General features: G+C 61.8%; 23 protein-coding genes, 1 pseudogene and 1 other annotated feature. Of the genes and pseudogenes, 17 read left to right on the top strand and 7 right to left on the bottom strand.

Going from position 1 to position 25,539, the window contains the following annotated elements:
* The first annotated feature begins 141 nt into the window (after positions 1-141).
* The 14 genes and pseudogenes from T8T98_RS07775 to T8T98_RS07710 form a co-directional block, all read left to right on the top strand.
* Positions 142-1,446, top strand: coding sequence for an APC family permease (locus T8T98_RS07775; RefSeq protein ID WP_230293828.1), 1,305 nt, complete (start codon positions 142-144; stop codon positions 1,444-1,446).
* 324 nt (positions 1,447-1,770) lie between these two features.
* Positions 1,771-2,999, top strand: a protein-coding gene (locus T8T98_RS07770) for an IS3 family transposase (RefSeq protein WP_251104415.1) whose coding sequence is annotated in 2 segments (ribosomal slippage) — positions 1,771-2,059 and positions 2,059-2,999 — 1,230 coding nt in all. Because the reading frame shifts where the segments join, the coding sequence is not laid out codon by codon here.
* Positions 2,052-2,168: a sequence feature (AL1L pseudoknot), on the top strand. Its footprint overlaps the gene before it by 117 nt.
* 67 nt (positions 3,000-3,066) lie before the next feature.
* Positions 3,067-3,810, top strand: coding sequence for a glutaredoxin (locus T8T98_RS07765; protein WP_230293301.1), 744 nt, complete (start codon positions 3,067-3,069; stop codon positions 3,808-3,810).
* The gene (locus tag T8T98_RS07760) at positions 3,807-4,220 is read left to right on the top strand and encodes an ion channel (RefSeq protein WP_230293302.1); all 414 of its coding nucleotides are present in this window, start codon (positions 3,807-3,809) and stop codon (positions 4,218-4,220) included. Before T8T98_RS07765 ends, T8T98_RS07760 begins: the two co-directional genes overlap by 4 nt.
* Entirely contained in the window at positions 4,217-4,744 is a 528-nt protein-coding gene (locus T8T98_RS07755; RefSeq protein WP_219148349.1) for a DUF305 domain-containing protein, read from the top strand. Before T8T98_RS07760 ends, T8T98_RS07755 begins: the two co-directional genes overlap by 4 nt.
* Positions 4,741-5,229 carry a DUF6692 family protein gene (locus tag T8T98_RS07750; protein ID WP_219148351.1) on the top strand — a complete coding sequence of 163 codons (489 nt, stop codon included), beginning with the start codon at positions 4,741-4,743 and terminating at the stop codon, positions 5,227-5,229. The genes T8T98_RS07755 and T8T98_RS07750 overlap by 4 nt, the downstream gene beginning before the upstream one ends.
* A 92-nt stretch (positions 5,230-5,321) precedes the next feature.
* Positions 5,322-6,026, top strand: coding sequence for an NAD(P)-dependent oxidoreductase (locus tag T8T98_RS07745; RefSeq protein WP_322295891.1), 705 nt, complete (start codon positions 5,322-5,324; stop codon positions 6,024-6,026).
* A gap of 71 nt (positions 6,027-6,097) precedes the next feature.
* Positions 6,098-7,450, top strand: a complete 1,353-nt coding sequence (locus T8T98_RS07740) for an MBL fold metallo-hydrolase (RefSeq protein ID WP_322295890.1) — start codon at positions 6,098-6,100, stop codon at positions 7,448-7,450.
* 721 nt (positions 7,451-8,171) lie between these two features.
* Positions 8,172-9,407: a TolC family protein gene (locus tag T8T98_RS07735; protein ID WP_322295889.1), complete on the top strand. Its 1,236-nt coding sequence runs from the start codon at positions 8,172-8,174 to the stop codon at positions 9,405-9,407.
* On the top strand, positions 9,404-10,897 hold the full coding sequence (locus T8T98_RS07730) for an efflux RND transporter periplasmic adaptor subunit (protein ID WP_322295888.1): 1,494 nt from the start codon (positions 9,404-9,406) through the stop codon (positions 10,895-10,897). Before T8T98_RS07735 ends, T8T98_RS07730 begins: the two co-directional genes overlap by 4 nt.
* Positions 10,894-14,061, top strand: a complete 3,168-nt coding sequence (locus T8T98_RS07725; RefSeq protein WP_230293305.1) for an efflux RND transporter permease subunit — start codon at positions 10,894-10,896, stop codon at positions 14,059-14,061. Before T8T98_RS07730 ends, T8T98_RS07725 begins: the two co-directional genes overlap by 4 nt.
* Positions 14,040-14,423, top strand: coding sequence for a copper-binding protein (locus tag T8T98_RS07720; protein ID WP_230293306.1), 384 nt, complete (start codon positions 14,040-14,042; stop codon positions 14,421-14,423). The genes T8T98_RS07725 and T8T98_RS07720 overlap by 22 nt, the downstream gene beginning before the upstream one ends.
* A 56-nt stretch (positions 14,424-14,479) precedes the next feature.
* Complete coding sequence (locus T8T98_RS07715; RefSeq protein ID WP_219148362.1) at positions 14,480-16,030, top strand: multicopper oxidase family protein; 1,551 nt, start codon at positions 14,480-14,482, stop codon at positions 16,028-16,030.
* Positions 16,031-16,042: 12 nt separating this feature from the next.
* A pseudogene (locus T8T98_RS07710) lies at positions 16,043-16,282 on the top strand (YHS domain-containing protein); the annotation flags it as partial.
* 12 nt (positions 16,283-16,294) lie between these two features.
* Here T8T98_RS07710 and T8T98_RS07705 read toward each other — a convergent pair.
* Both T8T98_RS07705 and T8T98_RS07700 read right to left on the bottom strand, forming a co-directional pair.
* On the bottom strand, positions 16,295-16,735 hold the full coding sequence (locus tag T8T98_RS07705; protein WP_230293307.1) for a hypothetical protein: 441 nt from the start codon (positions 16,733-16,735) through the stop codon (positions 16,295-16,297).
* Between the two features lie 93 nt (positions 16,736-16,828).
* Positions 16,829-17,116, bottom strand: coding sequence for a hypothetical protein (locus tag T8T98_RS07700; protein WP_230293308.1), 288 nt, complete (start codon positions 17,114-17,116; stop codon positions 16,829-16,831).
* A gap of 223 nt (positions 17,117-17,339) precedes the next feature.
* Between T8T98_RS07700 and T8T98_RS07695 the strand changes: the two genes are divergently transcribed.
* Positions 17,340-17,729: a hypothetical protein gene (locus T8T98_RS07695; protein ID WP_322295886.1), complete on the top strand. Its 390-nt coding sequence runs from the start codon at positions 17,340-17,342 to the stop codon at positions 17,727-17,729.
* Positions 17,730-17,944: 215 nt separating this feature from the next.
* Entirely contained in the window at positions 17,945-18,574 is a 630-nt protein-coding gene (locus T8T98_RS07690; RefSeq protein ID WP_040464221.1) for a DUF2231 domain-containing protein, read from the top strand.
* A 690-nt stretch (positions 18,575-19,264) separates the two neighbouring features.
* Here T8T98_RS07690 and T8T98_RS07685 read toward each other — a convergent pair.
* From T8T98_RS07685 to T8T98_RS07665, 5 genes are read right to left on the bottom strand one after another with little or no spacing between them, the layout of a single operon-like run.
* A complete protein-coding gene (locus T8T98_RS07685) occupies positions 19,265-20,617 on the bottom strand; it encodes an MBL fold metallo-hydrolase (protein WP_251105532.1) in 1,353 nt (450 codons plus the stop codon).
* A gap of 58 nt (positions 20,618-20,675) precedes the next feature.
* Positions 20,676-22,448 carry a SulP family inorganic anion transporter gene (locus T8T98_RS07680; RefSeq protein WP_322295885.1) on the bottom strand — a complete coding sequence of 591 codons (1,773 nt, stop codon included), beginning with the start codon at positions 22,446-22,448 and terminating at the stop codon, positions 20,676-20,678.
* Positions 22,449-22,463: 15 nt separating this feature from the next.
* Positions 22,464-22,883, bottom strand: coding sequence for a DUF6691 family protein (locus T8T98_RS07675; RefSeq protein ID WP_251105533.1), 420 nt, complete (start codon positions 22,881-22,883; stop codon positions 22,464-22,466).
* The gene (locus tag T8T98_RS07670; RefSeq protein ID WP_251105534.1) at positions 22,880-23,329 is read right to left on the bottom strand and encodes a YeeE/YedE family protein; all 450 of its coding nucleotides are present in this window, start codon (positions 23,327-23,329) and stop codon (positions 22,880-22,882) included. The genes T8T98_RS07675 and T8T98_RS07670 overlap by 4 nt, the downstream gene beginning before the upstream one ends.
* Positions 23,326-24,258 (bottom strand): MBL fold metallo-hydrolase, encoded by a 933-nt coding sequence (locus tag T8T98_RS07665; protein WP_160733028.1) that lies wholly within the window; start codon positions 24,256-24,258, stop codon positions 23,326-23,328. Before T8T98_RS07665 ends, T8T98_RS07670 begins: the two co-directional genes overlap by 4 nt.
* A 249-nt stretch (positions 24,259-24,507) precedes the next feature.
* On the opposite strand from T8T98_RS07665, the gene T8T98_RS07660 reads away from it, so the two are divergent.
* Complete coding sequence (locus T8T98_RS07660) at positions 24,508-25,527, top strand: amidohydrolase family protein (RefSeq protein ID WP_251105535.1); 1,020 nt, start codon at positions 24,508-24,510, stop codon at positions 25,525-25,527.
* Positions 25,528-25,539 lie beyond the last annotated feature (12 nt).

The following is a 25,539-nucleotide window of genomic DNA, read 5'->3' as shown; positions in this document are numbered from 1 at the left end:
CTGTGCATTGCGGCAGAGCCGGTCATCCGCGGAAGATGGAAGCGCGACGCAAGCCAATGAGAGGATAACCACATGGATACCCATTCGGCGCACGAAGACAGTCTGAACAAGGGCAGCATCACGCTGCTTGGCGGCGTTGCCATGGGGACCGGCGTCATGATCGGTGCGGGCATTTTTGCGCTCACCGGTCAGATCGCAGAGCTTGCCGGTCCGCTCTTCCCGCTGTCCTTTGTTGCTGGCGCTCTCGTCACTTCGCTGGCAGCCTACAGCTACATCAAGATGTCGAACAAATGGCCGTCCTCGGGCGGCATCGCGATGATCTTGCAGAAGGCATACGGGCCGGGTGTCGTCGCCTCAGCGGCTGCGATGATGATGGCGCTGTCGATGATTATCAACGAAAGCCTCGTCGCACGAACCTTCGCAACCTACGCCCTGCGACCCTTTGGTCTGGAAGACACCGGCTGGCTTGTGTCCGCAGTGGCGCTCGCCGCTATCGTCTTTGCCTATCTGGTCAATGCGGCGGGCAACAAGTCGGTCAGCGGCTTTTCGGTTGTCATGTCGGCAATCAAGGTTGGCGGGATCGCGATTTTCGCGGTTGCCGCGATCTGGGCCAGCGGACTGTCGGGCGGCGCATTCTCGGAGCCGGTAGAGCTATCGAAAGCCGATGCTTTGCTTGCCTCGGTCGCCTTTTCGATTCTGGCTTTCAAAGGCTTCACCACGATCACCAACAGTGGCGGCGAGATGGTCGATCCGCACAAGAATGTCGGGCGCACGATCATGGTCTCGATCGCCGTCTGCATCGTGATTTACCTGCTTGTCGCACTGGCCGTCGGTTCCAGCCTCAGCATCTCAGAAATCGTACAGGCACGCGACTATTCGCTGGCGGCAGCAGCGCGTCCTGCATTCGGGCAGATGGGCTTCTACTTCACTGTCGTCATCGCTCTCACGGCCACCATTTCAGGTGTGATCGCAAGTGTCTTTGCTGCCTCACGCATGTTAGCGATGCTGACCGACATGAAGTTGCTTCCGCACAGCCATTTCGGCATGAGCGGCGGGATACAAAGCCACATGCTTGTCTATACCGTGGTCATTGCCGGCACGCTCGCCGTCCTGTTCGATCTGTCGCGGATCGCGTCGCTGGGTGCCTTTTTTTACCTTGTCATGGACATGCTGGTTCATTGGGGCGTCCTGCGCAACCTGCGCAAGGAGGTTGGCGCACGGGCGACGATACTCCTGGCTGCGTTAGCTGCAGATGGCGTGGTCCTGGCAGCCTTTACCGTGACCAAACTGCGCAGCGATCCTGCAATTGTCGCTTATGCGATCATCGGGATCGCTATCGTTTTCTTGGGGCAGTGGATCTTCCTGTCCGGCCAGCGCAAAGCAACAAGCAGCGATCCCGCGGAGCGCATTAGCGATGGCCACAGCGGCGATCAAGAGCATCCCTGACCACCGCATTGGTTGCCTGGCAGCCCAGTCAAATCTTTTTTGAGGTAGAGCTGTAAGATCGGGCGGGCGCACACGTCTGTGTTTATTCGGCTGCCATTCAATAGCCGCAAAGTTGCTGGTCTGGCCCGTGCGAAGCGGCGCTCATGATTGACAGAACGAGAGTATGGGAAGGGCAGTCTGCGTTTGAGATGAATAGCGTTTGTTTTTTCCAAACGATGAAACGAAAACGCAGAACGAACATTGGATTGGAATAAGCAGCCCCGGGCTGTGCTGAACCGCCCCGGGATTGCCGGAGGCCCCAACTCCTGAGAGGACGGGTCTCCTATGAGCAATACGACGAACAAGTTTTCACCCGAGGTTCGCGAGCGGGCGGTGCGGATGGTGCTCGATCATGAGAGCGAGCATTCATCGCGCTGGGCGGCGGTGAGGTCGATCGCGGCCAAGATCGGGTGCTCGGCCTATACGCTGCTGGAGTGGGTGAAGAAGGCCGAGGTGGACAGCGGCAAGCGCGCCGGGGTTCCGACCGAGCTGGCCGACCGGCTGAAGGCGCTGGAACGCGAGAACCGCGAACTGCGGCAGGCCAACGAGATCCTGCGCAAGGCGTCGGCATATTTTGCCCAGGCGGAGCTCGACCGCCCGTTCAGGCGATGACCAGCTTCATTGATGAGCATCGCGAGGAGTATGGGGTCGAGCCGATCTGCCGGGTTCTGCCGATCGCCCCATCCACCTACCGCGAGCGGGCAGCGCAGCGGCGCGATCCTTCGCGGCGGTCGCCCCGTGCCCGGCGCGACGATGCATTGAAGGGCGAGGTCCGGCGCGTGTTCGCCGAGAACTTCGGCGTCTACGGCGCGCGCAAGGTGTGGCGGCAGATGCAGCGGGAAGGGTTCGGCATTGCCCGCTGCACGGTGGAGCGGCTGATGCGGGAGATGGGCTTACAGGGCGTGATCCGGGGCAAGCCGGTGAAGACCACGAAGAGCGACAAGGCGGCGCCGTGTCCGCTCGATCTGGTCGACCGGCAGTTCCATGCCCCGGCGCCGAACATGCTGTGGGTCTCGGACTTCACCTACGTCGCGACCTGGGCGGGGTTCGTCTACGTCGCCTTCGTGATCGACGTCTACGCCCGCTACATCGTTGGCTGGCGGGTCAGCCGCACGGCCCATGCCGGCTTCGTGCTCGATGCTCTCGAACAAGCGATCCACGAGCGGAGACCGGCCTACCGGGGTGGTCTCGTCCACCACTCCGACCGCGGCAGCCAGTATGTCTCGATCAGGTATACCGAGCGGCTCGCCGAAGCAGGGATCGAACCTTCGGTCGGCAGCGTTGGCGACAGCTACGACAACGCCTTGGCCGAGACGATCAACGGCCTCTACAAGGCCGAGGTGATCCACCGGCGCGGGCCGTGGCGCTCGTTCGAAGCCGTCGAATACGCCACCCTCGAATGGGTCGACTGGTTCAACAATAGGCGGTTGCTCGAGCCGATCGGCAACATCCCGCCCGCCGAAGCCGAACAACGATATTACGCCATGCTGGACGACAGGCCCATGGCAGCATAACTCAAACCAAACGGCCTCCGGCAATCCCGGGGCGGTTCAGTGCTTGTGAACAAGGGGCTGTAAAGGCATGAAAACTGCGCGTGTTTACCGTATGGTGATGGACGACCACACTTGTCCCTACGGTATCAAAACTGTCGACCTTTTGAAGCGCCAGGGCTTCAAGGTCGAAGACAATCATCTGACAAGCCGCTCGGAGACCGACGCGTTCAAGGAAGAGCACGGCGTCGAAACGACCCCGCAGACTTTTATCGATGACAAGCGGATCGGCGGATATGATGACGTGCGCGAGTATTTCGGTAAGAGTCGCAGCCAACCCGAAGAGGGCGAAACAAGCTATCAGCCGGTCATTGCGATTTTCGCCGTCGCGCTGCTGCTCGCGCTCGGGCTAAGCTGGGCGTTTTTTGACGATCTCTTCACCGTTCGGGCCGCCGAATGGTTCGTCAGCCTTTCGATGACATTGCTCGCCGTTCAGAAACTCCAGGACGTGCGCAGTTTCTCCACCATGTTCCTCAATTACGATCTGCTCGCCAAACGGTGGGTTCCCTATTCCTTCATCTATCCCTTTGGCGAAGCGGCGGCCGGCATCCTGATGACCGCTGGAGCGCTGGTATGGCTGTCGGCTCCTTTGGCGCTTTTTATCGGAACCATCGGTGCAGTGAGCGTCTTCAAGGCCGTCTATATTGACAAGCGTGAGCTCAAATGCGCCTGCGTCGGGGGCAGCAGCAACGTCCCGCTCGGCTTCGTCTCGCTGACCGAGAACCTGTTCATGATGGGGATGGGGCTCTGGATGGGTCTCAAAGTCTTTACATGATCCTCGCTTTGATCCTGGCGACCTCGCTGTTCTTATTATCGGTGGGCTCGCACCTCGTCATACTGAATGCGGGCCATACGCTGCTCGAGCAAAACTGCAGCCTTCTGCACAAGCTGGGCATCGCACTGCTCGTTCTTTTCTCGCATCTGACCGTCGCGGCGTTCTTCGCCGCCGGCTTCTGGATCGGCGAGGAGCTGGGTCTGGGCGGCTTCCGGCAGGCCGGCGCGATGACCGCGATGGACTATTTCTATTTTTCTTTGATCAACGTGACGACGCTCGGTCTGGCGGACATTTTCCCAACCGATCACCTGCGGGTTCTCGCCGGCGTCGAAGCCCTCACCGGCTTCGCTCTCATCAGCTGCTCGGCGCAGCTATTCTGGACCATGATGCACAAAGGAGAAAAAGCATGACTGAAAAGACCTCCCATTCGGACAAGGGAGGGGGCGGCAGCTACTGGCGGTTCATGGCCATGGTGTCGACCTCGACCGTGATCATGTTCTTCCTGATGTATGCCAACACCTTTACCGTCGATGATCTTTTCTGGAGCGAAACGCGCTTCTGGATGATGTTCGTCATGGGTGCGATGATGATGGTCGTCATGCTGCTCTTCATGTGGGGCATGTACAAGGACCGGACCAAGAACTTCATCATTCTGGGTGTCGGCGCCTTTGTGTTCGCGCTCGCACTATGGCTGGTGCGCAGCCAGACCACCGTCGACGATACCGAATATATGGCAGCGATGATCCCGCACCACTCGATCGCGATCATGACCAGCGAACGCGCGAGCCTGAAAGATCCTCGCGTGCGCGAACTCGCTCAAGCGATCATAGTCGCCCAGCGCCGCGAAATCGCCGAGATGAAATATCTCATAGACGATATCGAGCAGAACGGTCCGCGGACCGAAGAACGCCTGCCCGAGGAGATGCAGCCATGAACAAGATAGCTTTCACGGCGCTCATCGCGCTGCCGCTTGCCGCCTGCAATTCGAATACTGCTCCGGGAAATGACCGCGAAGCCCAGCTCGACCCGCCTGCCACTGCCGCGCCGATCGAGGACGCGGCCAGTGCACTGGCAAATGTTGACCCGGGCCTCATGCTTCCCGGGACCATGAATGACGCGGACCTTGCTGCTCTGGGCGCAGGACAGGCCTGCCAGTTCCGCCTGACCGAAGTGGCCTTTCCCTCGTTTGTCTATGACGGTGACGGGGGCGGAGCGATCAAGATCAATGGCAAATTGATCCCCGTGACCGCCGATGGCCCTGGCAGCTATGCGAACGGCGAGCTTCGGATCAAAACCCGCATGCTGGATAATGAAGGCGATGCGGGCCTGCAAATGCAGGAGATGATCGTGGCAGCACCAAGAGCCAAGGATGAGTTCGGCTTTTGGGGTTATACCACCTGTCCGGCCGACGGAGCCTAATGCTGGCAGGGCGCATGGGGGGGTGTCGGCTACCTCATGCGCCCGCGTCTCCGCCCTTCGTCGCCCTCACCAGTTTTAACGGGAACAAGCAGATGACCGATACGAGGCCCATTGCTGTCTTCGGCGCAGGCGGGAAGACCGGCACCGAGCTATTGAAGCATGCCCTTGACCGGGACATACCGATCCGCGCTTTCGAGCACACCGTGCCTGGGCCAGGCGAACGAGTGGGCGACTTCGAGTATATCGAATGCGATGTGCTTTCGGATGATTTCGCTGGCGATCTCGATGGCTGCCGCGCGGTTATCTCTTCACTCGGTGTCGCATTCAGTCCGAGCAATGCGGTGGATCCACCGCCGCTTTATACCGATGGCACGCGCAACCTGATCGAGGCAATGACGCAAGCGAAAATCGACCGCATTACCGTTATCTCCGCTGCCTTCGTCGAACATCAGTCGAGCGTCCCGGCCTGGTTTGAGCTCACCGCCAAGCCTGCTTTACTCAAGATACTCGAGCAGATGCGCGCGATGGAGGCGATGCTCAGCAATGCCCAAGACATCAAATGGACGGCCGCACGTCCGGGCTGGCTCCTGGATAAGCCTTACACCGGCGATGCCGTCATTACGGATGAACGCTTGGCAGAAAGCTGTTTCCGCTGCCGTCATGCTGATCTCGCGGCGAGCCTGCTCGACTTCGTGTGCGAAGACACCTGGATCAACGCAAAGCCTGCCATCGGCAGGCCCGAAGCCGAACGTTTCGAAAGTCCTGGTGCCATCAAGGCCGAACTCGGTATCGATTGAGCGTCGTATCATTTTTCGATCTGTAACGAGCCCGAACGTTACAGACTTTGAGCAATAGACAAGGAAGTCGCATGTTTCTGGAGAAGATCAAAACCCCTGGCCTCTCGCACCTTTCGTATATCATCGGCTCGGGCGGACAGGCAGCGGTCATCGATCCGCGCCGGGACTGCGAGATCTATGTCGAAAAGGCCCGGGCCGAAGGACTGGAGATAACGCACATCTTCGAAACCCATCGCAATGAAGATCTGATCAGCGGCTCGCCGATTTTGGCCGATTTGACAGGAGCCACGGTCTATCACGGGCCCGACGCGGCAGGCGAAGTCGTTTTTGCCAAGACCGCACGCGAAGGCGATTGTTTTGAGCTGGGTCAATTGCGGATCGAGGTGCTGGAAACACCTGGACACACCGACGATCATCTCGCTTTCGTCATCCATGACAGCGAATATTCCGAGGGACCGGTCGGCGTCTTTACCGGCGATGCCCTGTTCGTCGGCGATGTCGGACGCACCGATTTCTATCCCGAGCGCAAGGAAGAAGTCGCGGGCCTTCTTTTCGACTCCCTGCAGAAACTTTGCGGCCTCGGCGATCAGGCGATTATCTACCCGGCGCATGGTGCGGGCTCGGTCTGCGGGTCGGGAATGGCTGAACGGGAATTCTCGACAATCGGCCACGAGCGGCGCAATAACCCGCGCCTGCGCATCTCCGACCGAGACGAGTTCATCAAGGCGAAGCTGGCAGAAAACCACTACCAACCGCCCTATTTCCGGCTGATGGAGCGGCTCAACCTTGAAGGGTCCAATGCCGCGCCGCGAGTCATGCGGCCAAGGCGTCTGGGGCTAAAAGACCTTGGCGAGAGCGGCGCCGATTACCTGGTCGATGTGCGCGATCCACTCGCCTACGCTGCCGGACACTTGCCGGGTGCCATGTGCCTCCCGGTGGGATTGATACCGGCCTTTGCCGGATGGTTCCTCGGTGAAGGCGACAGGATCGCCCTCGTTGCTTCCGAGGAGGGCCAGCTAGCCCACGCCATGGCCCATCTGGTGCGCATCGGTCTCGATAATGTTGTCGGCGGTTATGTCGGTGTGGTTCCAGCCGCAGCGCAAGGCAAAGCGATGAACAGCATTCCCATGATCGGCACCGAGGAAGTCGCGTGCAGGCTTGATCGGGACAGCGACGAGTGGACCTTGCTCGACGTGCGGGACGCGGACGAACGTTCCAGCGCTTCGATAGATGGATCGGTGCATATCTACGTCGGAGAGCTCAACGAGCGCTGGTCGGAACTGGACAAGGCGAGGCGATACACCTTGATGTGCGCTAGCGGGATGCGCGCTACCGTCGCAGCAGGCTGGTTGGCAAGTCGCGGTTTAGAGAAGATCGATGTCTATCTTGGATCGATGGGCGCTTGGAAGCAGCAAAGTTCATAGACGATCACAGCGTTCATGCTTCTTTCGATGCAATGTTTCCCCGAAGCTCCGCTGCCGGCGAGCCGTGATCTTCCACAGTCACAGGCTTGGCATGTACAGCATGCACTGACCGTGATAGCGTCGATAATCGGACGAGACCGCCTCAGACTAGAACATGGCATATGGCCGAGGCAATGGCTGCGCCTTTTTCCTCAAGCACATGCATTCTTGTCGGTAAGCCGCAAAGTCTCTAGGGTATCGAAGATGGCTTGGTTGCGTTTCTTTTTGCTGACAGTGCTTTGCATTGGTTTCGTGATCCACTCACCTGTGCAGGCGATGCCAGCGCCTCAATCGGAGAAGATGCTCGCTTCCGATTGTGCTGAAATGATGCACCACTCGGAAAAAGGTGAGGCCGCTCATCACCATGGCGATGATACTGACGCCCCGTGTGAGAACATGTCGGTTGATTGCTTGCTGGCAATGAATGCGGTTTCTCCTGTTTGGCTGGGGAGCGATGCGCCTTCGCATGTTGTTATGCCATTTTCCGACGGCCCTGTGTATTTGTCGAACCTAACATCACCTCTTTTCAGTCGGGCTTCTTGTCCCGATTCTCCCCCTCCACGAACCTGACTTGATTGCAAGACCTGAAGGCGAATTGCGCCTTCTGAAAGCGTGGTCTTAGCGCTGCGATGCACCGTCATTGCCGCCGGGCCTCGGCACCCACATCAAGTGAGATTTTTCCATGAAATGGTCCATAGGCGGCATTCTTGTCGTCGCGCTTATGCCAACGCAGTTGGTCCTCGCGCAGCCAGTTGGCTACGACGAAGCCTTGCGAGCAGCGCGCGAAGATCAGCCGCTGCTCCAGGCCGCGCAATTGCGTATCGACGGCACGCGAGATGCCTCGGAAGCCGCAGATGAGTTGCCCGATCCGATATTGCGCGGCGGGATTGCAAACTTGCCAATTACAGGGCCTGTAGCGTTCGAGTTTGATCGACAGCTTCCAACGCAGATTGCTGTGGGCATTGAGCAACCAATCCCGAACCTTGCCCGGCGCAGAGCGCGTCGAGGCGTGGCAGACTCAGACGTTGCCGTCGCGCAAATGCTGCTTGGGGTTGCGCAGCAGCGGATCGACATCGCCACATCAACTGCCTGGATCGACCTGTACTATGCGGAGGAGAAACTCGCCTTCGCCCATACCGCGCTGAGCGATCTGCGCAGGCTTCAGCCGGTCGCGAACACCGCCGTCGCTTCGGGATCAGCGCGTCCGGCTGAAAGCCTCGCCATTCGCCGAGAGCTTCTGGTCATCGAAGATGCGATCACAAGAATTGAAGCCGAGAGAGATGCCGCACGTGCCATGCTCTCGAGCTACATTCACACAGACGATCCCACTATCTCGGGAAATGCACCAGCGGCTGATGTCGACCAAGAAAGCCTCGAGCAAGCACTGGATCTCAACCCAGTCATCCGTCTTGCCGATGCGGCCACCGGACGCGCGCAAGCGAACGCCGATCTCGCGCGTGCCGACTTGCGCCCCGATTTCGGGGTGAGCGTGAATTATGGTCGGCGCGATCCAGCCTTCGGTGACGCCTTCTCCGTCATGGGATCGGTTACTCTGCCCATCTTCACCGATCGACGTCAAAAGCCGCGCATTCGTGCCGCCGAAGCCGAAGCCGCTGCAGCGCAGGCAGAGCGCGATGATCGTTTGCGGGCACTGCGTGTGCAATTCGAATCCGATCTCGCATCGTGGCGCGGTGCAAAGCGCCAATGGGAACGCGCCCGCGATGAATTGCTTCCACTGGCCCGGCAACGGGTCGAACTGGAAACGGCAAGCTTTGCTGCCGGAAACGCGGACCTGATCGACGTGATTGCAGCAAAGGCGGATTTGGCCCTGCTCGATCTAGAAATTTTCGAACGCGAAGCCGCCACGGTGGAATGGGCCGAGATGCTTCGCCTGACCTATGGGGAGCAACAGCCATGAGCGATGCGGTCAACAGCTCGGGTCTTTCAAAACGGACCTACGCAATCCTCGCAGGCGTCGCGCTTGTCAGTCTCGGTGCGGGATATGCGCTTTCGTTCTTAGGCGGTGACAGCGAGGGCGGGATCTCCGGTTCCGATGCGGCAGAATGCGAAGAGGTGCTTTACTGGTACGATCCGATGGTGCCCGGACAGCGCTTTGACGAGCCTGGCAAATCGCCCTTCATGGACATGATGCTGGTTCCCAAGTGCGCGGGAGAAGCTGCGGAAGCGGGCGTCCGGATTGATCCGGGCCTGGTCCAGAATTTCGGCATTCGCACCGCAGCGGCAGAGTTCGGAGTTCTCGAGCCAGAAATTACCGTAACGGGCGTCCTGGCCTACAACAGCCGAGATGTTGCCATCGTCCAGCCAAGAGCGGGCGGTTATGTTCAACGAACCTACGGACTTGCCAAGGACGATGTGGTGGGTCGAGGCACTCCGATAGTCGACATTCTCGTCCCTGATTGGGGCGGCGCGCAGCGCGAGTACATTGCTGTGCTCGATACTGGCGATAAGGCGCTGGCAGATGCGATGCGGCAGCGAATGCGATTGCTCGGCATGACAAACGCGATGATCGCATCCGTTGAACGCACACACCGCGTCCAGAACACGTTTACAGTCACCGCACCTGTTGGCGGCGCTGTAACAATGCTCGGGGTGCGTCCAGGCATGACCGTGATGGAAGGTCAGACACTCGCGGAGATTACAGGCTTCTCGCCGATATGGCTGGAAGCCTCAGTGCCCGAAACACAGGCCGCAAATATCCGGCAGGGCCAGCCCATCAGTGCGACCCTGGCAGCGTATCCGGATCAGCGATTTGCGGGACGGATTGTTGCCATCCTTCCTAGCGCCGATGCAGCAAGCCGGACGATCACCGTCCGGGCTGAGTTGCCAAACCCGCGCGGCAGGCTGAAGCCGGGCATGTTCGCGCAGGTGTCGCTTTCACCCGACACACGGCGAGCCTTGCTGGTACCGTCGGAGGCGGTCATTCGAACCGGACGCCGAAATCTCGTGATGCTCAAGCAGGATGAAGGCGCGTTCCTGCCTGCCGAGGTCGAAATCGGGCGCGAAGCGAATGGCAAGACAGAGATACTCGCAGGCGTTGCGGAGGGCGAGCAGGTCGTCACTTCAGGTCAGTTCCTGATCGACTCCGAAGCAAGTCTTGGCGGGATCGACGTCAGGTCGATCGATGGGACCATGAGCATGGCGTCGGACGGCTCGCCAAAGATGAGGGCATACACCGCTACGGGAAGAGTGACGAAAATCGCTGGTGCTTCGATCACTCTCAACCACGCGCCGGTTCCCGCCCTCGAATGGCCAAGCATGGTCATGCCCTTCGCCCTCGCCGACGCCGCTCTAGTTGACGGTATTGAACCGGGCGACAAGGTCGAGTTTACCTTCTCGCAGCACGACACCGGTCCGCGCATCGAATCCATTCGGAAGACCGACCAATGATCGCGCGCATAATCGATGCCTCGATCGCCAATCGGTTTTTCATCGTTCTGGCGGCCTTCGCGGTCACGCTCGCCGGCTTCTGGGCGGTGCGCGCAACGCCGGTCGATGCGATCCCCGATCTGTCTGATGTCCAGGTCGTGGTGCGGTCTAATTATCCGGGCCAAGCTCCGCGCATCGTTGAGGATCAGGTCACATACCCGCTCGCAACGACGATGCTCTCGGTGCCGGGCGCGGAAACAGTGCGCGGGTATTCGATGTTCGGCGACAGCTTCGTCTATGTGATCTTCGAGGATGGGACGGACCTCTACTGGGCGCGTTCGCGCGTGCTCGAATATCTCAACCAGGTGCAAAACGAATTGCCCGAAGGTGTGACCAGCTCGCTCGGGCCGGACGCGACGGGCGTGGGCTGGATTTACGAATATGCGTTGGTTGACCGAACTGGGAACAGCGACCTTGCTGGGCTCAGAAGCCTTCAGGACTGGTTCCTGCGCTATGAGCTTCAGACCATTCCGGGCATCGCAGAGGTCGCCAGCGTGGGCGGCATGGTCAAGCAGTACCAGGTCGTGCTGGAACCCTACCGGATGGCTTCGCTTGGCGTCACTTACAGCGATGTCGTGCGCGCCATACAAGCTTCCAATCAGGAGGCTGGCGGATCGGTGGTTGAAATGGGTGAGGCCGAGTTTATGGTCCGCGCTTCAGGCTATCTCACGTCTCTCGACGACTTCCGGCAGATCCCTCTCAAATCAGTCGGGAACGGTATACCGGTTACTCTATCCGATATCGCCACGATCCAGCTTGGCCCCGAAATGCGGCGAGGAATCGCCGAACTCAATGGCGAAGGCGAAGTCGCAGGCGGTATTGTTGTGCTTAGACAAGGCGAGGATGCGCGGGCAACGATCGCGGCTGTCGAAGAGAAGCTCGACGTGCTCCAGGCCAGTCTTCCTGAAGGGGTCGAGATTGTCACGACCTATGATCGTTCGAAGCTGATCGACGCCTCGATCGAAAACCTGACCGGAAAACTCATCGCCGAATTTATCATCGTCGCGATCGTTTGCGCACTGTTCCTGTGGCATGTGCGATCAGCATTGGTGGCGATCGTCACGCTTCCATTGGGGGTGCTGGCGGCCTTTATCGTGATGCGGTTCCAGGGGGTCGATGCGAACATCATGTCCTTGGGCGGCATCGCCATCGCAATCGGCGCGATGGTCGACGCTGCCATCGTCATGATCGAGAACGCGCACAAGCATATCGAGCATTGGGAAGAGGACCATCCCGACGAGAAGATGTCCAACGATGAGCGCTGGAAACTGATTGCGGACGCATCGAAAGAGGTGGGGCCAGCGCTGTTTTTCAGCCTCCTGATCATAACCCTATCGTTCCTGCCGGTGTTTACTCTGCAGGCGCAGGAAGGGCGGCTCTTCTCCCCACTGGCCTTTACCAAGACCTATGCCATGGCGGCGGCCGCCATTCTGTCGGTGACGCTGGTTCCCGTTCTGATGGGCTGGCTGATCCGCGGGAAGATACCCAAGGAGGACACCAACGTCCTCAATCGCTTGCTGACCAACGCCTACCGGCCCGGTCTTGATTGGGTACTGCGCCGACCGAAAACCACTTTGGTTGTGGCAGGCCTCGTATTCCTTACAGCGCTGGTCCCGTTCACCCGCCTTGGAGGAGAATTCCTGCCGCCGCTCGACGAAGGCGACTTGCTTTATATGCCAAGCGCGTTGCCTGGTCTGTCTCCTGGTGAAGCGTCGGCATTGCTTCAGCGGACTGATCGACTGATCAAATCCGTACCCGAAGTCGACACCGTGTTCGGCAAGGCAGGACGCGCGGATACCGCAACAGACCCGGCGCCGCTCACGATGTTCGAGACGACCATCCGGTTCAAACCTCGAGAAGAGTGGCGACCCGGAATGACGCCGGAGAAGCTCGTCGAAGAGCTTGATCGTGCGGTGCAGGTGCCGGGGCTCGCCAATGTCTGGGTGCCCCCGATCCGCAATCGCATCGACATGCTCGCGACCGGTATCAAGAGCCCGATAGGCGTGAAAGTGTCTGGCGAGAACCTTGGCGAGATCGAGCGCGTGGCGTTGCAGGTCGAGAATGTCGCAAAACAGGTTCCCGGCGTCAGCTCCGCTTTGGCAGAGCGTCTTTCGGGAGGCCGCTATGTCGATGTGGACATCGACCGGGTCGCTGCGGCGCGTTTCGGGCTGAATATCGCCGATGTTCAGCAGATTGTGTCAGGCGCGATCGGCGGCGCGAATATCGGCAGAACGGTCGAAGGATTGGCGCGATATCCCATCAATGTGCGCTATCCGCGCGAGATCCGCGACAGCCTCGCAGAACTGCACGCGCTGCCTTTGCTAACCCCCTCTGGCCAGCAAATTACGCTCGGCACCGTAGCGCAGGTGAGCGTCAGCGATGGCCCCCCGATGCTCAAGAATGAGCAAGGCCGTCTCATCAGCGTGGTCTATGTCGATACGCGCGGGCGCGATTTGACCTCGGTCGTAAGCGATCTTCAGGCGGCAGTTTCAGAGGGCGTCGATCTGCCTGCCGGTGTAAGCATTTCCTACGCGGGCCAGTTTGAATATCTCACCCGCGCCAATGAGCGGTTGCAGGTCGTCGTTCCCGCGACGCTCGGCATCATTTTCGTTTTGCTGTACCTGATCTTCCGCCGCTTCGACGAAGCGCTACTTGTTATGGGCACGCTGCCCTTTGCCCTCACCGGCGGCTTCTGGCTGCTCTATCTGATGGGCTACAACCAGTCTGTTGCGACATCGGTGGGTTTCATTGCCCTTGCCGGGGTATCGGCGGAGTTCGGCGTTATCATGCTGATCTACCTCAAGTCTGCGCTGGCCCGGCGCAGCGGTGCCCTCGATGCGGACGGCGTGGGCGAAGCCATCAGGGAGGGCGCTCTTCTGCGCGTGCGTCCCAAGGCAATGACCGTGGCCGTCATTCTTGCCGGTCTCTTCCCGATCCTCATTGGAACCGGCGCAGGATCGGAGGTCATGAGCCGCATCGCCGCGCCGATGGTGGGCGGCATGATCACCGCGCCGCTGCTTTCGATGTTCGTTATCCCCGCCGCATATTTGTTGATGCGGCGCCCCCGGCCCGAACGGCCAACCCAACCCCAAGGAGAAGAAGAATGCGTACCACAACCCTCATGAGCCTACTGGCCCTCCCGCTGGCGCTGGCGGCCTGCGATTCTGGCCAGGACACTGCGGAGATGAACGACATGCCGATGGCAGAGAATGAAATGATCATGGACGGCGAAGAGATGCCGATGATGGACGCCGGCAGCATAATGCAGACCGCGAGTGCGCAAGGCACCGTCACCGCCATCGACGCCGAAGCGGGCACGATCACCGTCGACCACGGCCCGGTCCCAGCGATCGAATGGCCGGCGATGACGATGGCGTTCGAAGCCGATGAGCAATTGCGCAGCGAAGTAAGCGTCGGTGAGGGAATTGCCTTTGAATTTCGTACTGGTTCTGAAGGCAGTGTGATCACGTCGATCACGAAGGAGTAAATCGGTTGGGTGGTGCCAGGCAAATCTGGTGCCGCCCATCGCGAAACAGGAGGAGCATGATCCGGACACCCCCCATCACCCAAGCATTCCCCGTGGACCGCCGCACACTGATCAAAAGCGCTGGTTTTGCTGCTGCAGGCTTTGCCGCGTTCCCGCTTGCGGGATGCAAAGCGCAAGACGCATCGATGCTGGACAGCACTGACGGGTCCAATCCGCTCGCCATACCGCCCTTGCAGAGTGGCGAGATGGAGCAGGGCGCGCGGGTTTTCCGCTTGTCTTTGACCCCAGGCCAGAAGGAATTCGTCCCCGGTGTTGCTTCGCCCACCATCGGCATCGACGCACCCTATCTGGGACCGACGCTGGAAATGCGCCGGGGCGAGTGGGTGCAGTTCCATATCGACAACAAGCTGGCCGAAGGCGCTACGGTCCATTGGCATGGTTTCGAACTTCCTGCCGCAGCCGATGGCGGACCGCATCAGTTGATCCGTCCCGGCGAACGCTGGAGCCCCTCTTTCGAAGTTCGCCAGCGGGCTTCGCTCTACTGGTGTCATTCGCATTTGGAACGCGAAGCTGGGCCGCAGGTCTATGCCGGGCTTGCCGCGCCGATTTATGTTCGCGATGACGAGGAAGAGCGCCTCGACTTGCCGAGCGACTATGGTGTCGACGACATTCCGCTGATCGTTCAGGACCGCGTCATCGATGGATCTGGCCGGTTGGTGTACCCGCTGAGCATGCACACGCGGATGATGGGCGTGCGCGGGAACCGGATATTCGTCAACGGTACTGAAAACGCCGTGTTCGACGCACAGACAGGCCAATTGCGTCTGCGCATCCTCAACGGATCGAACGCCCGCTTTTACGATTTTTCGCTCGAAGGTGATCGTTCGATGCAACTGATCGCGAGTGATGGCGGCTTGCTCGATCGTCCGCACATCGTCCGCTCGGTGAGGCTCGCCCCGGGGGAGCGCGCGCAGGTCATCATCGATCTCTCGGAAGGACGCCCGCTTCGCCTTCTTGCCACCAGTCCTGAAAGCACCATGGGCATGATGGGCGGACGCGGACGCGGAATGATGGGCGGCGGGATGATGGGTCGCGGCAATAGCGGCGATGCTTCCGGAGACGTGTTTCAAATCCTCGATATCAGGCCGGCAAGGTCGGCTCAGCCAGCCAGGGTGCCGACACAGCTGGCATCGCTTGCCCCACCTGACCCGTCGTCAGCCGTCCGAACCCGGCGTTTCGTTCTCGACATGGGCATGATGGGCGGCGGAATGTCCATTAACGGTGCTGCGATGGACATGAATGTGATCAACGAACGTGTGCCGGTCGGCCAATGGGAAATCTGGGAGATCGCCAACGCTTCGATGATGGCCCATCCGTTTCATATCCATAACGCCCAGTTTCGTGTGATCGACCGCGATGGGCGAGCACCCCCACCACTGGAAACCGGTTTGAAGGATACCGTTATCGTCAATCCGCGCGAGCAGGTGCGCCTTCTCTTGCGTTTTGAAGAACACACCGATCCGGACCTGCCCTACATGTATCATTGCCACATTCTCGAACACGAGGATGCAGGCATGATGGGGCAGTTCGTAGTCGTGAAGAGCTAGGAAGGACAGGCGATGAGCAAGGACAAGAGCGTGATCGAGGGTACCGCGATCGACCCGGTATGCGGCATGATCGTTGCAATCGACGGGGCCGAGCATAGCGCGACGCATGAGGGCGCGACACACTATTTCTGTTCGCCGCGCTGTCACGACAAGTTCGTCGCCGATCCCGAGCTCTATCTTTCGGGTGCGCATCTCGACGCGGTCGAGGATGTGCCTGAAGGCACGATCTACACCTGTCCGATGCACCCTGAACGCGTTACTAAGTCAATCAGGCTCGACGTGCGCGAAGCGGACCAGAAGGATGGTTAGCGCGGGCACGATCGTCCACATCGCGATTGGTATCAGCGCCAGGCCCGTCACTGGCTCGTGCGGCATCAACTCGCTGTAGCGCCAGCTCAGGAAACTGTTTGCCGGAAGCGATGTGGCGATCATTTCGACGGCGATCGCGACGACAAGCCCGAAGCCGAAATAGATCGCATAAGGCATTTTTGCGGCTTGCCAGAGCCACGCGCGCCCGCCGCGCAATGCTGCAAGGCTGTAGGCTGTGAGCAGGATCACGCCATCGCCCAGGCTTGCAATGCCGCAGCGAATGGTCCGCTCGAAGGGTTCGAGATCACCCGGTTCGAAGAATGGCATCTGGAAAATCTCCCAGACGAACGCGATCAGGCTCCCGCAAATAAGGATCAGCCAATGGGTTCTGGTCATGCTGCAGGTACGCCGGAATAATCTGCGCCAGCAAATAGCAAGCGGCCGGATTTCCACTTCCTGCATAGCGCCTTCGCTGCCCCAAAGCCCGGATCAGTCATGATTTTCGCGGCCCTCCGACTCGGCCATGCGAGCAGCGCGTTTGAGAAATTTCCGCATGTCACCTGCTGCCAGTTCGGTAAGCGGATGTCGGCTCGCCTCAGGGCGCGGTTCGATCATGTCCGCTCGTTTCCTGATCTGTTCGATCTGTTCATCGCTCGCCCCGGACAAGAGGCCAAGAACTATGTTCTCGAGAGTAATGAGGCGAATGCGCATTTGCACCAGATCGGCATGATCGGGCTCCGGGATATCCCAGCTGCCGTTCTCATTGACCGTGCTCACGACTGCTTCTCCGACGGCTCTGCTGGCACCATGATACTCCCCATTCGTCGTTATCGGCTTCTCTCAAAAAGGTGGCCGAAAAACAGCACCGCTGCAACCGGCCGTGCTTCGGCCCACCAGCCCCACCGCTGCTGCGGATTGTTTGAGGGGAAGAGATGGCGGCTGCGTAAAGAGGATGACTGCACACAGCATCCACCGCAAGACCGACGAAAGGAAATCGACCATGAAACGGACAGTTCTAGCTTTCGCGCTCGCCACCGGCCTGGCAACCACCCCGGCAATGGCCCGGCAACAGCATGACCACGGGGATCAAGCGGCGGCGCAGCAGCAGTCACACGCTGGCCATATGATGCAGGATTCGGCGGCCATGACGGCCCACCGCGAGAAGATGGCTGAAATGCGCGCGCTGATGCAGCAGGCCCACGCGGCGAGCGATCCTGCCGAACGCCAAAGGCTTATGGCCGAACATCGTGCAAAAATGCAGGAACACATGGCGGGCATGATGCAGGGGGACAACGCCGATATGATGGCGGCCTGTCACCAGCACATGATGATGATGCATGACATGATGGAGCAGATGGCGGCTCACGAGAACATGGCGCAAGACGATTAGGAGGCGGTGGCCGGGCTCTCGCTTTGTGCCTGAGCCTGGCCACACTCTTACCAGGGCGCGGTGCAAGGCAGGAGGTCCGACCATCTCGTGAGTAAAATTTGAACCCTCACGCGTCGACGATCGCCGCGCTCTATCACCGCAAGAGATGAAGGTTCGCAGAGCATTACAGACACAATAGGTTGCACGACCATCGCCAAGACCGGAGCCCGTAGAGAATGAAACGAATACAATTCATGGCTATTGTGGCCGCCAGTCTGCTCTGGATAAGTCCGGCCCAGGCCCATGGCGACGAGGAACATGGCGAAGCGGCCAGTGCTGTCGTCTCCGATGCGGCGTCAAAAGATATCCAGGCTGCGCAGGGACACGGCGACACGGCTGCTGATCATGACGGGGCGAAGGGACAAGATGCAGACGAAGGCGACAAGGGCGTGGTCGGTGTGCTCAAGTCGCTGCATCCCGCCACCGTACACTTTCCGATCGCCTTGTTCTTTATGGCCGCTCTCACCGAGCTATTCGTCATCGCACGGAAGGGCACAGGCCTAGAGTCGGCAGTGCGCGTACTTGTTTATGGCGGTGCCGCCGGGGCGGTCGTGGCGGCCATATTCGGTTGGATCCATACCGGTCTCTGGTTCGGCGGAGATACTGCGATGCAGGTTCATCGCTGGAACGGAATGCTGATCGCGGTTCTCGGTCTGGCGATGGCCTATCTGGCGAGCCGTGCTTCCGCGAGCCGGACCGCGTTTCGCGCCGCAATCTTTGCCATGGCCGCTCTAGTGCTGGTGCAGGGATTTCTGGGCGGCGAGCTTGCGCACGGTGCCAATCATCTTGGTATCTCCTGGCTTTGAAGGATAGAATGATGCGCAGATCAAATCGGAACGCGTTTGTTGCCCCCCTTGCTGCGGCGGCATTGGGGCTAGGGCTCGCTGCCTGTGATCAGACGCAGGACACTTCATCAGAAGCTGAAGCCTTGCCACTGTATACGGCCCCGCCGACCGAGAGCACAGGTGCTGGCGAAGGCGAAAGAGACAACGCTGCCTTTCCCGCTGGAGAGGCCAACACGAACCGGTCGGGTGAAGCTGCGACTGCCGGTAGGCAACCAGACCGACCGGCGAGCACTCCGGTAGTAGCGTCGTCCCCTGCGGCCACTCCCCCGCCGGTGAATGCCCAGCCTAGCAACACACCCGATCCTCATGCGGGCCACTATATGCCATCCATGCCCGACCATGACATGCCCTCGATGTCCGATCAGGCGCATGGATCGTGACCTGGCGTTTCGCCTTCTGATCGGCCCAAAAACGGCCGACGCTCGTTTTACCAGTCACTACGAATAACAAGTCGTCGTTTGCCAAAGGCGCTTTATCTCATCTGTCCGATTTTGGGGGTATTGATGGGGGTATTTGCAAGACGACTCAAAAAGTTTATTAGGTAAATCAGCACGTTATATGCTCTCTATATTTCCCTCCTCCGCTACCATTCTTCGCAGATCGTGAAAGGTTACCGGCCCTGCCGGGGTCCGGCGTCGTCGCCGTGGGCTTTCAGCCATGTTCCGCCTTCCAGGCGCCCATCGATCCGAGATAGACGTCGAGCCGGTCGAAGCCGTGCGCATCGAGCCATCCTGCTGCGACGGTTGCGCGCATCCCGCTTGCGCACATCAACGTGTAGTGCCGGGCGGGGTCGAGGTCTTTCCACCTCCCGTTGAGCTGGCCGACATAGATATGCTGCGAGCCCTCGATCGCCGCCGACTGCCGTTCGTCCGCGTCGCGCACGTCGAGCAGGGTCCAGCCGTCGCGGCCCGCCGCCAGGCGGCGTTCCACTTCGGCGGTGCCGATCATCGGGATCGAGCGCATGGCCTTGCCCGAGGCTGCCGCGGGAACGACGCCGACGTAGCCGCCGACGACATCGTCGAGCGCGATCCGGACGAGGTGCTTCATCGCCGCCGCCAGCTGGCCCTGCGACGACGCCACGAGCGCGATCGTGTCGTCTTCGCCGATGAACCAGCCCGCGAAGGCCGGGATCATGTCCACGGGCAGGTTGATCGTCCCCGGCAGGTGGCCCGCGGCATAGGCCAGCGGCTCGCGGATATCGACGATCCTGTCGGCGCCGCAGGACGACAGCTGGTCGAGGGCCATCGGCTGCGGCGCGATCACGCGCGGCGCCGGGTCCCCGCCTACCAGGTTCAACCGTTCCATCAGGCGGAAATAGGGCGGCTGGTAGTGGTTCTCGTCCACCTTGCGGTCGATGAATTCCTCGCGATCGGCGATCTGGAGCATCGGATTGTTGCGACGCTCGTGGCCCAGGGTCGAAAACTCGCGATCGGCCATGGCCGAGCCGCAGACCGATCCGGCGCCATGCGCGGGATAGACGATCGCCTGGTCGCCCAACTCGCAGATCTTGCGGAGCGAATCGAACAGGAGGCCGGCGACTTCGCGCTTGCGGTCTGGATAGAAATCGGTCCGACCGACCTCGCCCACGAACAGCGCATCGCCGGTGAATACGCCGACGGCCGTTTCGGGATATTCGCGGTCGAAGATCGCATAGGCGAGATGGTCGAACGTGTGCCCCGGTGTTTCGAGGACGCGGATTTCGAGCTGCCCGATCGCATGGCAATCGCCCTCTCGCGTCGTCTTCGCGTAGACGACCTCTCCGTCGGCGTTCGGGCCGTGAAACACCTCGGCCCCGGTCATCGCGGCGAGATGGGGCGCACCGGAAACGAAGTCCTCGTTGCGATGGGTTTCGAAGACATGCGTGATCCGCAGGCCTTCGCGGCGGGCCGTCTCGAGATAGACTTCGCAATCCCGGCGCGGATCGATGACCGCGGCCTCTCCCCCGGCGCCGAGGATATAGGAAAGATGCGAAAGGCCGGGGGTCTTGATCTTCTCGACAAGCATGGTCGCCTCCTGCCCGATCAATGCCGGCCGGGCGGGCGCGGTTCCTTGGATCGCGAGGTCAGATGAGGCCCCGTGCCATGTCGTCGGGTTCGGCGGACCCGCTGCCGTCGTCGCGCGCAAGCTCGCGGAATGCGCGGTTCTGCGACAGGTAGACGCGGCCGTTGAGTTCTTCGAGGAAATCGGTCCGCCCGAGGCGGTCCATGACCGGGCCCTTCACCTCGGAGAGGTGGAGGCCGATCCCGGCGTCGCCGAGCCGGTGATTGATCGCCTCGAGGCTTTCCAGCCCGGAGGCATCGATCTCGTTCACCGCGCTGGCCATCAGGATCACGTGGCGAACTTCCGGCTGGTCGGCGACGCGCTCGAGCACGTATTCCTCCAGCCAGCGGGCATTGAGGTAGGTGAGGCTCTCGTCGATGCGGATCGAGAGGACGTGCGGCACGGTAAACACCGAATGCCGTTCGACATTGCGGAAATGCTCGGTTTCCGGAACGCGGCCGACGATCGCCGCGTGGGGCCGCGATGCCCGCCAGAGATAGAGCAGAAGACCGACGGTGACGCCCGCGATGACGCCCATTTCCACGCCGGCAAGAAGGGTGATGGCGATCGTCGCCAGGTGGGCGGCGAAATCGGCCTTGGAATAGCGCCAGAGCTGGGCCGGGGTCTTCAGGTCGACGAGGCTGAGCACCGCCACGATGATCGTCGCGGCGAGGGTGGCGACGGGCAGGGACGACAGCAGCGGCGTCAGGAACAGCGATGCGAGCGCGATCCCCCCGGCGGTAAACGCGCCCGCGGCCGGGGTCCGCGCGCCGGCGTCGAAATTAACTGCCGAACGGGCGAAGCCGCCGGTCACCGGATACCCGCCCGAAAAGGCGCTGGCGACGTTCGCCGCGCCGAGGCCGACCAGTTCCTGGTCGGGGGAGATGCGCTGGCGCCGTTTTGCGGCGAGCGTCCGGGCGACGGAGACGCTTTCGACGAAACCGATGATCGAGATCAGCAGCGCCGGAACCCAGAGCCGTTCGATCAGCGAAAGATCGGCCGAAGGCACGGCGAAAGGGGGCAGACCGGATGGGATGGCGCCGACCAGATCGACCCCCTTCGCGCCGAGTTCCAGCAGGCTCGCGGCGAGGATCGTCAGCACGACCGCGATGACCGGTCCGCCCTTGGCCAGGATGTCGGCCGCGCGGGGCGGCAGGCCGAGCGCCGTCAGCGCCCGCCCGAAGCCGCTGCGGACCCAGAACAGGAAGATCAGCGCGGGCACGCCGATGGCGATCGTCCAGGGGTTCGCCGCGCCGAGCGACATTGCGAGCGAACCGAGCATGGCGGGCCAGTTGTCGCCCCCGGCCTCGATCCCGACGATATGCTTGACCTGGCTGGTCGCGATGAGGACGCCGCTGGCGGTGATGAAACCGCTGATGACGGGATGCGAGAGGAGATTGGCCAGGAACCCGAGCCGCAGCAGGCCCAGAACGGTCAGCATTATCCCCGACAGGGCCGCGAGCGTAACGGCCGCTTCCAGGTATTCTGCCGTGCCGGGGGCCGCGACGGCCCCCGCGGCGGACGCCGTCATCAGGGACAGGACGGCGACCGGGCCGACGGCCAGCGTCCGGCTGGTCCCGAGGACCGCGTAAGCCACCAGCGGCAGGATCGAGGCGTAAAGCCCGACGATCGGCGGAAGGCCCGCGAGCAGCGCGTAGGCGAGACTCTGCGGGATGAGCATGATGGTGACGATGACCGCGGCGACCAGGTCGCTGGCAAGGACCGAGCGGTCGTAGGTCCGCGCCCATTCGAGGATCGGCAGGTAGCGGGCGAGATTCGGGGCGGCCGCGGGCACTGTCCGGTCGCCGGGCTAGCGCCTGCCGGCGACCGGCCGCGCCAGGACCATCCCGGCCAGCATCGCGGCGACGAACGCCGCGGCCTTGGCAGGCTCGATCGCCAGGGCGGCAAAGCCGGGGCCGGGGCAAAGGCCGGCAATGCCCCATCCGACGCCGAACAGCGCCGATCCTGCAACCAGCCGCGGCGTCAGGTCGCTCTTGTCGGGGAGCGCGAAGGATCCGGTGAAGAGGGGCGCGCTCATCCGGCGCTGGATCGGCCAGGCCAGGGCCATGACGATCAGTGCACCGCCCATGACGAAGGCCAGAGTCGGGTCCCAGTCGCCGAACACGTCGAGAAACCCGCGGACGCGGGCCGGGTTGGTCATCCCGCCAATGGCCAGCCCTGCGCCGAAGAGGAGCCCGGACGCGCCGGCGACGAGTGCCGTGCGGTTCATGGCAGGACCTCCAGGCCGATCGCGTTCATCAGGGCCACCGTTGCGATACCCGTCGCCATGAAGGTCAGCGTCGCGACGATCGATCGCTGCGACAGGCGGCTCACCCCGCATACCCCGTGCCCGCTGGTGCACCCGCTGCCGAGGCGCGTGCCCAGGCCCACCAGAGCGCCGGCGAGGAGGATCGGGCCGAAGCCGGTGAACTGCGCCTCGATCCCGCCGCTGGCGAGCACGACGATGAACGCGCCGAGCGGCATCCCCGTGATGAAGGCCCATGCCGCGTTGCGCGGCGGCCCGCCATCGCTCAGGCCGAACGCGCGCGCGCCGAGGCCGGAAACGCCGGCGATGCGCCCGGCCCCCAGCAGCATCAGCGCCGCTGCCAGCCCGATGAGTATCCCGCCGAGGAGCCCGTCGAGCGGGGCGGCGTCGGGAAATGCCGGCAGGGTCATACCGCGTTCACCGGTATCTTGATGTAGCTGACCCCGTTGTCCTCGGGATCGGGCAGGCGTCCGCCGCGGATATTGACCTGGACCGAGGGCATGATGAGCTTCGGCATGGCCAGCTGCCTGTCGCGCCCGGTCCGCATTGCCACGAACTCTTCCTCGGTCACGCCGTCGCGGACGTGGACGTTCTCTTCGCGTTGCTGCCTGACCGTCGTTTCCCATGCGTATTCGTCGCGGCCGGGCGCCTTGTAATCGTGGCACAGGAACAGGCGGGTTTCGTCGGGGAGCGAGAGCAGCCGCCGGATCGAGCGATAGAGCTGGGCCGCGTCGCCCCCGGGGAAGTCTGCGCGCGCAGTCCCGAAATCGGGCATGAAGATCGTGTCGCCGACGAAGGCGGCATCGCCGAATATAAACGCCATGTCCGCGGGAGTGTGGCCGGGAACGTGCAGGACGATCCCCTCGATCGCGCCGAGGGCGATGGTTTCGCCGTCCTCGAACAGGTGATCGAACTGCGACCCGTCGCGCTCGAAGTCGGTACCCGCGTTGAACAGCTTGCCGAAGACTTCCTGCACGCGAATGATCTCGCGCCCGATGCCGAGCTTCCCGCCCAGCCGTTCCTGGAGGTAAGGCGCCGCGGAGATATGATCGGCGTGGGCATGGGTTTCCAGGATCCACGCGATCTTCAGCTCGTGCCTGCGCACGTATTCGATCACCAGGTCCGCCGGCCCGTTGGATGTCCGGCCGGAAGCGGCTTCGAAATCGAGCACCGAGTCGATAATCGCGCCTTCGCCCGATGCGGGGTCGTGGACGACGTAAGTCACGGTATTCGTCGCCTCGTCGAAGAACCCCGCGATCGAGGGGCGAGCCGACTTGTCGCCGCTGGCCTGTTCGATGATCTCGGCGGCGCGCGATAGCGCCGGGTCCGGGCTGTCCATGATAACGATCTCGCCTCCTCGATCTGCCAACGCCGCAGCGCGCAACGGGTTTCGCCCTCGTGGCGGCGCCTGCGGCCCGGCGGCCTGCCACGGCCGCCCGGATGCCCGGGCACGGGTACATCTACCCCCGTTCTTGCAAATGACACAATCCGCGGGCCAGTTGTTCGGTGGGTTTGCCACCGGGCCTGCCCGCAGCCAGCGGATTGTAATCTCGCCGCGTTATGGCAAGCTGCCGGGCAGGAGATGCACATGGCCAAGCTCGGTACAGGCATTGCCACGGCGGCTGCGCTGCTTTTCGCGGTGGCAGCCCACGGTCGCCAGGCGGCGGAGCCTTCGCGTTACGAAGGGCCGGTGATCGACGTGCACCTCCATGCGGACAGCGCGGGCCAGATCGGGCCGCCGGGGCAGTCGATCTGTCCGAAGGAGGGGCCGCTTCACCGGATGAACTTCGATGCGCGGGGCGACTGGCGGCGAGCGCTCGTGGAGCGCGGGCTCGACCCGCCGTGCGACGATCCGCTGGTCGGGGCGCCCAGCGATGCCGCGCTGCGCGACCTGACGATCGAGCAGATGCGCCGGTACAACGTGCGCGGGCTGGTGAGCGGCCCGGCGGAATACCTCGACGACTGGGTCGGAACGGCGCCCGACCTCTTCTGGCCCTCGACCAAGTTCTACCTCCCGTCGGACAGCATGCCGTCGCCGGAAGACCTGGCGGAGCGGCAGAGGCTGGGCACGCGGATCGCGCTTGCCGAGATCGTCAACCAGTATGCCGGGATCGCCCCGGGCGATCCGCGCATGGCGCCTTACTGGGAAATGGCCGAGCGCGAGGAATTGCCGGTCGGCATCCACCTCGGCATCGGCCCCCCGGGCGCGGCCGCGCTCTATCCCGAGTTTCGCGCGATGAGCCCGCTGGAGCTCGACCCGGTGCTGCGCAGGCACCCCCGGCTGCGGATCTTCGTCATGCACGCGGGATACCCGTTCCTCGACGACATGAAGGCCATGCTCTACCTCTACCCGCAGCTGATGGTCGATACCGCGGTCCTGCAGTTCCAGATCCCGCGGGCGGAGTATTACGCCTATCTCGAAAGCCTGGTGAGAGCGGGATATTCCGATCGGATCATGTTCGGTTCGGACCAGATGGTCTGGCCCGGTGCGATCGGAGAGGGCATCGATGCCATCAACGATGCCCCCTTCCTGACTTTCGAACAGAAGAAGGCGATATTGCACGACAACGCCGCGCGCTTCCTCGGATTGCCGGACGGGGCGGACTGACGCGCCGCCAGC

The organism is Pelagerythrobacter marinus (assembly GCF_034375205.1).
GTDB classification, from domain to species: domain Bacteria; phylum Pseudomonadota; class Alphaproteobacteria; order Sphingomonadales; family Sphingomonadaceae; genus Pelagerythrobacter; species Pelagerythrobacter marinus.
Note: the sequence above shows the minus strand (reverse complement) of the source record. Positions and strands in the feature narration are given on the sequence as shown.

Coding starts and splice junctions, on each gene's coding strand:
- T8T98_RS07775 (WP_230293828.1), top strand. CDS start 142: ATGGGGACCGGCGTCATGATCGGTGCGGGCATTTTTGCGCTCACCGGT.
- T8T98_RS07765 (WP_230293301.1), top strand. CDS start 3,067: ATGAAAACTGCGCGTGTTTACCGTATGGTGATGGACGACCACACTTGT.
- T8T98_RS07760 (WP_230293302.1), top strand. CDS start 3,807: ATGATCCTCGCTTTGATCCTGGCGACCTCGCTGTTCTTATTATCGGTG.
- T8T98_RS07755 (WP_219148349.1), top strand. CDS start 4,217: ATGACTGAAAAGACCTCCCATTCGGACAAGGGAGGGGGCGGCAGCTAC.
- T8T98_RS07750 (WP_219148351.1), top strand. CDS start 4,741: ATGAACAAGATAGCTTTCACGGCGCTCATCGCGCTGCCGCTTGCCGCC.
- T8T98_RS07745 (WP_322295891.1), top strand. CDS start 5,322: ATGACCGATACGAGGCCCATTGCTGTCTTCGGCGCAGGCGGGAAGACC.
- T8T98_RS07740 (WP_322295890.1), top strand. CDS start 6,098: ATGTTTCTGGAGAAGATCAAAACCCCTGGCCTCTCGCACCTTTCGTAT.
- T8T98_RS07735 (WP_322295889.1), top strand. CDS start 8,172: ATGAAATGGTCCATAGGCGGCATTCTTGTCGTCGCGCTTATGCCAACG.
- T8T98_RS07730 (WP_322295888.1), top strand. CDS start 9,404: ATGAGCGATGCGGTCAACAGCTCGGGTCTTTCAAAACGGACCTACGCA.
- T8T98_RS07725 (WP_230293305.1), top strand. CDS start 10,894: ATGATCGCGCGCATAATCGATGCCTCGATCGCCAATCGGTTTTTCATC.
- T8T98_RS07720 (WP_230293306.1), top strand. CDS start 14,040: ATGCGTACCACAACCCTCATGAGCCTACTGGCCCTCCCGCTGGCGCTG.
- T8T98_RS07715 (WP_219148362.1), top strand. CDS start 14,480: ATGATCCGGACACCCCCCATCACCCAAGCATTCCCCGTGGACCGCCGC.
- T8T98_RS07705 (WP_230293307.1), bottom strand. CDS start 16,735: ATGACCAGAACCCATTGGCTGATCCTTATTTGCGGGAGCCTGATCGCG.
- T8T98_RS07695 (WP_322295886.1), top strand. CDS start 17,340: ATGAAACGGACAGTTCTAGCTTTCGCGCTCGCCACCGGCCTGGCAACC.
- T8T98_RS07690 (WP_040464221.1), top strand. CDS start 17,945: ATGAAACGAATACAATTCATGGCTATTGTGGCCGCCAGTCTGCTCTGG.
- T8T98_RS07685 (WP_251105532.1), bottom strand. CDS start 20,617: ATGCTTGTCGAGAAGATCAAGACCCCCGGCCTTTCGCATCTTTCCTAT.
- T8T98_RS07675 (WP_251105533.1), bottom strand. CDS start 22,883: ATGAACCGCACGGCACTCGTCGCCGGCGCGTCCGGGCTCCTCTTCGGC.
- T8T98_RS07670 (WP_251105534.1), bottom strand. CDS start 23,329: ATGACCCTGCCGGCATTTCCCGACGCCGCCCCGCTCGACGGGCTCCTC.
- T8T98_RS07665 (WP_160733028.1), bottom strand. CDS start 24,258: ATGGACAGCCCGGACCCGGCGCTATCGCGCGCCGCCGAGATCATCGAA.
- T8T98_RS07660 (WP_251105535.1), top strand. CDS start 24,508: ATGGCCAAGCTCGGTACAGGCATTGCCACGGCGGCTGCGCTGCTTTTC.